Annotated in this window: 7 protein-coding genes; 3 read left to right on the top strand and 4 right to left on the bottom strand. The window is 64.7% G+C overall.

The features are described 5' to 3' along the window. Positions 1 to 25: 25 nt before the first annotated feature. The 4 genes from ACCD11_RS26655 to ACCD11_RS26640 form a co-directional block, all read right to left on the bottom strand. Positions 26 to 568, bottom strand: a complete 543-nt coding sequence (locus ACCD11_RS26655) for a septation protein A (protein WP_007837800.1) — start codon at positions 566 to 568, stop codon at positions 26 to 28. Next, on the bottom strand, positions 565 to 975 hold the full coding sequence (gene msrB, locus ACCD11_RS26650; protein WP_007837799.1) for a peptide-methionine (R)-S-oxide reductase MsrB: 411 nt from the start codon (positions 973 to 975) through the stop codon (positions 565 to 567). Before msrB ends, ACCD11_RS26655 begins: the two co-directional genes overlap by 4 nt. Next, entirely contained in the window at positions 972 to 2453 is a 1482-nt protein-coding gene (locus ACCD11_RS26645) for a protein adenylyltransferase SelO (protein WP_413316121.1), read from the bottom strand. Before ACCD11_RS26645 ends, msrB begins: the two co-directional genes overlap by 4 nt. A gap of 62 nt (positions 2454 to 2515) precedes the next feature. Then, positions 2516 to 3598 (bottom strand): AraC family transcriptional regulator, encoded by a 1083-nt coding sequence (locus ACCD11_RS26640; protein WP_007837797.1) that lies wholly within the window; start codon positions 3596 to 3598, stop codon positions 2516 to 2518. Positions 3599 to 3829: 231 nt separating this feature from the next. On the opposite strand from ACCD11_RS26640, the gene ACCD11_RS26635 reads away from it, so the two are divergent. The 3 genes from ACCD11_RS26635 to ACCD11_RS26625 all read left to right on the top strand — a co-directional run bounded on the left by ACCD11_RS26635 (position 3830) and on the right by ACCD11_RS26625 (position 8275). Then, positions 3830 to 5473, top strand: a complete 1644-nt coding sequence (locus tag ACCD11_RS26635; protein WP_007837796.1) for a 3-(methylthio)propionyl-CoA ligase — start codon at positions 3830 to 3832, stop codon at positions 5471 to 5473. Positions 5474 to 5613: 140 nt separating this feature from the next. Next, a complete protein-coding gene (locus ACCD11_RS26630) occupies positions 5614 to 6843 on the top strand; it encodes a branched-chain amino acid ABC transporter substrate-binding protein (protein WP_007837795.1) in 1230 nt (409 codons plus the stop codon). A 199-nt stretch (positions 6844 to 7042) separates the two neighbouring features. Next, complete coding sequence (locus ACCD11_RS26625; RefSeq protein WP_007837794.1) at positions 7043 to 8275, top strand: branched-chain amino acid ABC transporter substrate-binding protein; 1233 nt, start codon at positions 7043 to 7045, stop codon at positions 8273 to 8275. Positions 8276 to 8291: the final 16 nt, after the last annotated feature.

Below are 8291 nucleotides of genomic sequence, written 5' to 3'. Positions count from 1 at the left end.
GCGGTGGGGAGGGAGGCGGTGCGCATCAGGCGGTCGGCTTGTCGTCGCCCTTGATGTGCGGCGCAATATAGAGACCCTGCGCCACCAGGAAGACGATCGGGAACACATAGCCCCAGAGCTTGAAGTTGACCCAGGCCTCGGTCGTGAAGTACGCCGCCACGTAGCCGTTGATGAGCGCCATGAACAGGCAGTAGCCGATCCACGCCACGTTGAGCCGGCCCCAGATGCGGTCGGGCAGCTCGAGCTGCGAGCCCAGCAGCATCTTGAGGAAGTTCTTCTTCAGCGCCCAGAGCGCCACCGCCAGCGCGATGGCCATCGCGCCGTACAGCACCGTCGGCTTCCACTTGATGAAGCGGTCGTCGTGCAGCACCAGCGTGAGCGTTCCGAACAGCAGGATCAGCACCAGCGTGGCCTTCTGCATCGCCTGCAGCTTGCGCTCCATGGCATAGATGATGGCCATCTGCACCACGGTGGCGGCCATGAGCACGCCGGTGGCGGTGTAGATGTCGGCGAGCTTGTAGGCGCCGAAGAACAGGAGGATGGGAAAGAAGTCGAGGAGCAGTTTCATTTTTTATGGAAGTCGAGCGACGCCGAGTTCATGCAATAGCGCAGGCCGGTTTCGGTCGGGCCGTCAGGGAACACGTGGCCCAGGTGGGCGCCGCAATTGGCGCACACGTTCTCGGTGCGCACCATGCCGTGCGATCGGTCGACGATGTTCCTGATGGCGCCGGGCACCGCTTCTTCAGAGAAGCTGGGCCAGCCGCAGCCGGCATCGAACTTGGTCGATGATTCGAACAGCTTGGCGCCGCAGCACACGCAGTGGTAGGTGCCGTCGTCCCAGTGCGCTTCGTACTTGCCGGTGAAGGGGCGTTCGGTGGCCGCGTGGCGCGTCACCTCGAAGGCCGCGGGCTCGGCGCCTTTTTCAGCGAGCAGGGCTTTCCATTCGGCGTCGGTCTTCTGTACGGGAGTGGTCATGATGAGCAGCTGATTTCGATCGTGGAGGCCCAGTCGGGCGGGAAGCCGGCGAGTGCGTCGGCGTCGGGATGTTCTTCAAATGGGGTCTCGAGCACAGCCAGCAAGGTTGCCACACCCGAGTGGTCTTTTTGCTGACTTGCTTCGATCGCTTGCTGCCCCAGGTGGTTGCGCAGCACGAACCTGGGGTTGGATTTGAGCATCAGATCGGCGGCTTGCGTACGTCCAGTGGTCGTATGGCGCTCCGAAAACGCTAGCAGCCACGCGTCGAAGCCCTCGCGGTCCAGGAACAGGTCGCGCACCGGCTCGACGTTGCCGTCGGCCATGTGGTTCGAGAGCCGGCGCCAGAAGATGGTGTAGTCGACCTTGCCGGCGGCCAGCAGCTTGAGCACGCCTTCGATCAGCGCGCGGTCGCCTTCGGCCGGGCTCGCGAGCCCGAGCTTGGCGCGCATTCGGCCCTCGAACTCGTTCGGGAACACGGTCTTGTACGACTCCAGTGCGGCCACCGCGACTTCCTGGTCGCCGATCAGCGGCAGCAGCGCCTGTGCGAGGCAGAACAGGTTCCAGTAAGCCACGTTGGGCTGCTGGTTGAAGGCGTAGCGCCCGCTGGTGTCGCTGTGGTTGCAGATGTGGCGCGGGTCGAAGCCATCGAGGAACTGGAACGGGCCGTAGTCGATGGTGAGCCCGAGGATGCTCATGTTGTCGGTGTTCATCACGCCGTGGCAGAAGCCCGCGGCCTGCCATCGGGCGAGCAGGGCGGCGGTGCGCTCGCTCACGGCTTCGAGGAAGGCGGCATACGCGTTGCCGCCGAAGCGCCCGGTGGTGCGGCACGCCGGGTAGTAGCGGTCGATGACGTAGTCGGCCAGCGCGCGCAACTCATCTTCGCGCTGGTTGGCCGCGAAGTGCTCGAAGTGGCCGAAGCGGATGAAGCTCGGTGCGACGCGGGTCACGACGGCCGCGCTTTCCGGCTCCTCGCGGTACACGCGGGCGTCGGACCCCGTCACGCACAGCGCGCGGGTGGTCGGGATGCCGAGGCCGTGCATGGCCTCGCTGCAGAGAAACTCCCGGATGCTGGAGCGCAGCACCGCGCGGCCGTCGCCGCCGCGCGAGTAAGGCGTGCGGCCCGCGCCCTTCAGCTGCACTTCGAGCCCGCCTTCGGTCTCGCCGACCGTGATCGCACGTCCGTCGCCAAGCTGGCCTGCCCACACGCCGAACTGGTGGCCGCTGTAGACCGTCGCGAAGGGGCGGCTGCCGGCGACGGGCAGGTTGCCGGTCAGGGCAGCGAGCGTGCCGTCCGACGAATGCCAGCCGGCCGGCAGCCCGAGTTCGCGTGCTACGGCTTCGCTGCGGCCCACCCAGTACGGATCGGGCAGGGGCGTCGGCCTCAGTTCAGTGAAAAATGCCGGGCCCAAGGCGGCGAAACCGGGTTTCCAGCGCAACCCCAGGTCCGCGACCTCGGTGTCTTCAGCAAGCAAGCTCATGCCCGGATTGTCCGGCACAGCGCGTAACCCCTTGCCGAACGGGCCATCGCGGCCCGCGGCCCTCAGGCCGCGAGTGCGGCAGGCCCATTCCAGATGCGCGCCCGGTATTGCGCTGGCGGCACGCCGAACCAGCGCTTGCAGGCGCGAAAAAAGTTGCTGCTGTCGACGAAGCCCAGCCTGTCGGCTACTTCGGTCAATGTATGTCGGTCGTCGGCAAGGTACTGCTGCGCCAGCTCGCGACGGGTGCGGTCGAGCAGCGACTGGAACGACACCGACTCCTCCTGCAACCGCCGCTGCAGCGTGCGCTCGGCCAGGCCCAGACCCGAGGCCACGTCCTGCCGGCGCGGCTCGCCGTGCTGGAGCCGGCGCGCGATCTCGGCGCACACCAGGCTGCTTGTGGTGGCCTGGCCCAGCAGGTCGAGTTGTTCGTCCAGCAGATGCTCCTGCATCTCGCCGAGCGTCTCGTGGTAGGTGGGCAGCGGCATTGCCATGTCGGCGCTCGACAGCAGCAGGCGGTTGGCCGCTGCATTGAAGCGCACCTCGCAGCCGAAGGCCTCCCGGTGCAGCCGGTCGCTGGTCGGCGCGGGATAGACGAACTCCATCGCCAGCGGCTGCAGTTCGCGCCGCGTGAGCCACTGGCACTGCATCAGCGTGGTCAGCAGGGCGTATTCGACGCGCTGGCGCGGAATCGGCAGGCTGCCGCCGGTGTGTTCCATTGACAGCCAGCAGCCGCGCGGCTCGGGATGCAGCGAGAAGCCGGTCGCATCCGAAATCACGGCCATGTAGCGCGCCAGCCGCGCGAGCGCCGCCCCGAGCGTGGCGCTGCACGACATCGCATGGCCCACCGTTCCCAGTTTGCTGTGCGTGGCGGCCAGGTCGCGTTGCAGGCCCAGCGTGGGCTTGCCGGCGCGGGCTACCGCGAGCTGCCACATCACCGTGACCTCGTCGACCGGGATGCGCGTGTTCTGCCGGTGCAGCGAATCGGGATCGAAGCCGGCGTCGCGCAGCAGCGAGGGCACGTCCAGCCCCTCGGCCTCGAACATCGAGAGCACGCCTTCGAGCCAGGCGGCCGAGCTGGTACGCAGCTCAGGCTGCGGGATGCCGCCGGTCGGCCGGCGTTGCGGCCCACGCTGGCGGTGCGGCACGGAGGCTCCTGAAGTCATTCGTTTGGCTTCCTTGCGATAGGGGTGAAAACGGCGCCGGTTCCTAGAATTTTCCGCGTGCTCGGCGGCCGGAAGTATGGGGGGTCGCGCACCGGGCCAGGAATTCGAGGCCAGATTCCGCAGTGCGGGTTTGTGTCATTGTGAAAGTCGCCGAAGCTTGCGTGAATCCGATGTCCGCAAGTTCATGAAGTCATTTCTTTCAGGAGTCCGTAGATGCTGGGTTTGATGCAAGACCAACCGCTTTTGATCTCGTCGCTGATCGAGTTTGCCGAGCGCCACAACGGCGACGGCGAGATCGTCTCGCGCCGGGTCGAGGGCGACATCCACCGCACGACGTGGGGCGGTATCGCATCGCGTGCCCGGCAGGTGGCCAATGCGCTGGACGGCGAGCAGCTGCTGTTCAGCGACCGCATCGCCACGCTGGCCTGGAACGGCTACCGCCACCTGGAGCTGTACTACGGCGTGAGCGGCAGCGGCCGCGTGCTGCACACCATCAATCCGCGCCTGCACCCCGACCAGATCGCGTGGATCGCCAACCATGCCGAAGACCAGATCCTGTGCTTCGACCTGAGCTTCCTTCCGCTGGTACAGGCGGTGCACGCCAAGTGCCCCACGATCCGGAAATGGATTGCACTCTGTGATGCCGACAAGCTGCCCGCCGACAGCGGGATTCCCAACCTCGTGAGCTACGAGGGCTGGATGGGCGCGCAGTCCAATGACTACGAATGGCCGACTTTCGACGAGAACTCCGCGTCGAGCATGTGCTACACGAGCGGCACCACGGGCAATCCGAAGGCCGCGCTCTACAGCCACCGATCGACCATGCTGCATGCCTATGCCGCGGCCCTGCCAGACGTGATGCGCCTGTCGGCGCGCGACTCGGTGCTGCCGGTGGTGCCGATGTTCCACGTCAATGCCTGGGGCATTCCGTATTCGGCCGCACTGGTGGGCTGCAAGATCGTGTTTCCCGGCCCCGCGCTGGATGGCAAGTCGGTGTACGAGCTGATCGAATCCGAAGGCGTGACCTTCGCGGCCGGCGTGCCCACCGTGTGGCAGATGATGCTGGGCCACATGCAGGCGAATGGCCTGAAGTTCTCGAAGCTCAACCGCACCGTCATCGGCGGCTCGGCCTGCCCGCCGGCCATGATCAAGGCGTTCCAGGACATCTACGACGTCGAGGTGCTGCACGCCTGGGGCATGACCGAGATGAGCCCGCTGGGCACGCTGTGCACCCTCAAGAACAAGCACCTGTCGTTGCCGGCCGACGCCCAGCTGCAGATCCGCATGAAGCAGGGCCGTGCCATTTTTGGCGTCGACATGAAGATCGTCGATGGCGACGGCAACGAACTGCCGTGGGACGGCAAGGCCTATGGCGACCTGCTGGTCAAGGGCCCGTGGATCGTCAAGGAATACTTCAAGGGCGAGGGCGGCAACCCGCTCATTCCCGATGCGCGCAATCGCGGCTGGTTCCCCACCGGCGACGTCGCCACCATCGATGCCGAGGGCTACCTGCAGATCACCGACCGCAGCAAGGACGTGATCAAGTCCGGCGGCGAGTGGATCAGCTCCATCGAGATCGAGAACATCGCCGTCGCGCACCCGGCCGTGGCCATGGCCGCGTGCATCGGCGTGTTCCATCCCAAGTGGGACGAGCGGCCGATCATCGCGGTCGTGAAGAAGCCCAATGCCGAGGTCACGCGCGAGGAACTGCTGAAGTTCTATGAGGGCAAGACCGCCAAATGGCAGATCCCGGACGACGTGGTGTTCGTGGAAGCCATCCCCATCGGCGCCACCGGCAAGATTTTGAAGACCAGGCTGCGCGAACTGCTCAAGGACTACAAGCTGCCGACCCTTTGAAGACCCGCGCGAGCCCTGCCGCGCTGTCGCGCAGGCGATAGGAATTCCGCCTCGGCGGCCAAGCTTGCGGGCAATCCCTGTGCGGCGAAAAAAAGGGCGCTTGTAGGCTGGCACTCCGCCTTACAAACTGGAGACTCTTCATGCAATTTGCTATCAAGTCAGTAGCTGCCTGTGCAATGTTGGTGAGCCTGACGGCTGCATTCGCTCAAAAGGGCGAGACCGTCAAGATCGCCTGGCTCGACCCGCTTTCCGGCCTCATGGCGGCGGTCGGCACCAACCAGCTCAAGACCACCCAGTTCCTTGCAGAAGAGTTCAACAAGAAGAACCAGTCGGGCGTGAAGTTCGAAATCATCGCGCTCGACAACAAGCTCAGCCCGCAGGAAACCACCGCCGCGCTGCGCTCGGCGCAGGACCAGGGCGCGCGCTACATCATGCAGGGCAACGGCTCCGGCCCCGCGCTCGCGATCATCGACGCCATCGAGAAGAACAACGCGCGCAATCCGGGCAAGGAGCTGCTGTACATGAACTACGCGGCCGTCGACCCCGACCTGACCAACAGCAAGTGCAGCTACTGGCACTTCCGGCTCGACGCCGACACCTCCATGAAGATGGAGGCGCTCACCACCTGGATGAAGGACCAGCCCGACATCAAGAAGGTCTACATCCTCGGCCAGAACTACGCCCACGGCGTGCAGGTGTCCAAGTTCGCCAAGGAAGACCTGAAGGTCAAGCGCCCCGACATCCAGATCGTCGGCGACGACCTGCATCCGCTGGCCCAGGTGCGCGACTTCTCTCCCTACATCGCCAAGATCAAGGCCTCGGGCGCCGACACTGTCATCACCGGCAACTGGGGCTCCGACCTGTCGCTGCTCATCAAGGCCGCCAACGACTCGGGCCTGAACGTCAAGTTCCTGACCTACTACGCGCCGGGCGCCGGCACGCCTACGGCCATGGGCGCCACGTCGGACGGCAAGGTCTACACGGTCGCCTACGCCCACTACAACATGGGCGGGGAGATCCAGAGGCTGCTCGGGGGCTACAAAAAGCGCATGAACGACGACCTCACGCAGTCCTCGATCTACCACGTGTTCGCGTTGCTCGACGCGGCCTTCGCCGCCACCAAGTCGACCGACCCGGTCAAGGTGGCCGCGGCGCTGGAAGGCATGAAGATCAAGAGCTTCAACGGCGAGGTCGAGATGCGCAAGGCCGACCACCAGCTGCAGCAGGGCCTGTACATCGCGCGCTGGGAGAAGGCCAGCGCCAAGTACCCGTACGACGCGGAGAACACCGGCTACACGAATGTTCCCGTGAAGTACTACGAGTCGTACGTGGCGAGCACGCCCACCACCTGCCAGATGAAGCGCCCATGAGCGTCTTTGCGAGCGCGTTTCCTACCCGCGGGTAGCAGATGTCTACCCGTGGGTAGCAGCTTGGAGAAACGCGGTGTCGCATGCGCGATAGAAACGGGCCTTTGCGGCACCCCTCTTACGGGCATTCCCTGAGGGGAGGGGCTGCAAACGCTTGTACTCTCGTGCGGCGTTTCGAATCGGTTTGACCAGGAGATATAGATTGAATTTCGCTCTGAAAATCGCCGCCGCAGCCGTCATCGCTGCCACCGCCACCGGCGCCCTTGCCCAGAAGGGTGAAACCGTCAAGATCGCATGGCTCGACCCGCTGTCGGGCCTCATGGCCGCGGTCGGTACGAACCAGCTCAAGACCTTCCAGTTCTTCGCCGAAGAATTCAACAAGAAGAATGCGGCGGGCGTGAAGTTCGAGATCATCGGCATCGACAACAAGCTCAGTCCGCAGGAAACCACCAGCGCACTGCGCTCGGCCCTCGACCAGGGCGCGCGCTACATCGTGCAGGGTAATGGTTCCGGCCCCGCACTGGCCATCATCGACGCGCTCGAGAAGAACAACGCGCGCAATCCCGGCAAGGAAGCGCTGTACCTCAACTACGCCGCGGTCGACCCCGACCTGACCAACAGCAAGTGCAGCTACTGGCAGTACCGCTTCGACGCCGACACGTCGATGAAGATGGAAGCGCTGACCACCTACATGAAGGACCAGCCGGAGATCAAGAAGGTCTACCTGCTCAACCAGAACTACGCGCACGGCCAGCAGGTTTCCAAGTTCGCCAAGGAAGACCTGAAGCACAAGCGCCCCGACATCCAGATCGTCGGCGACGACCTGCACCCGCTGGCCCAGGTGCGCGACTTCGCGCCCTACGTCGCCAAGATCAAGGCCTCGGGCGCCGACACCGTCATCACCGGCAACTGGGGCTCCGACCTCGCCCTGCTGATCAAGTCGGCCAACGATTCGGGCCTGAACGTCAAGTTCTACACCTACTACGCCGTGACCACGGGCACGCCGACCGCCATGGGCGCCGCATCCGACGGCAAGGTTTATCAGGTCAGCTATGCCCACTACAACATGGGCGGCGACATGCAGAAGTACGCCGAAGAGTTCAAGAAGAAGTTCAACGACGACCTCTACACCTCCGACATCTACACCGTGTTCCAGGCCCTGACCGAAGCCTTCGTGAAGACCAAGTCGACCGACCCCGTCAAGGTGGCGGCCGCGATGGAAGGGCTGAAGTTCAAGAGCTTCAACGGCGACATCGAGCTGCGCAAGACCGACCACCAGGCACAGCAGGGCCTGTACATCGCCAAGTGGGAGAAGGCCAGCGCCAAGTATCCGTACAGCCCGGAGAACACCGGCTACACGCTGGCGCCCGTGAAGTTCTACGACGCCTACGTGGCCAGCACGCCGACCTCGTGCCAGATGAAGCGTCCCTCCTGAGTACGGGAACGCGCCA

Source organism: Variovorax sp. Varisp36 (assembly GCF_047304235.1).
Lineage (GTDB): Bacteria > Pseudomonadota > Gammaproteobacteria > Burkholderiales > Burkholderiaceae_C > Variovorax.
Note: the sequence above shows the minus strand (reverse complement) of the source record. Positions and strands in the feature narration are given on the sequence as shown.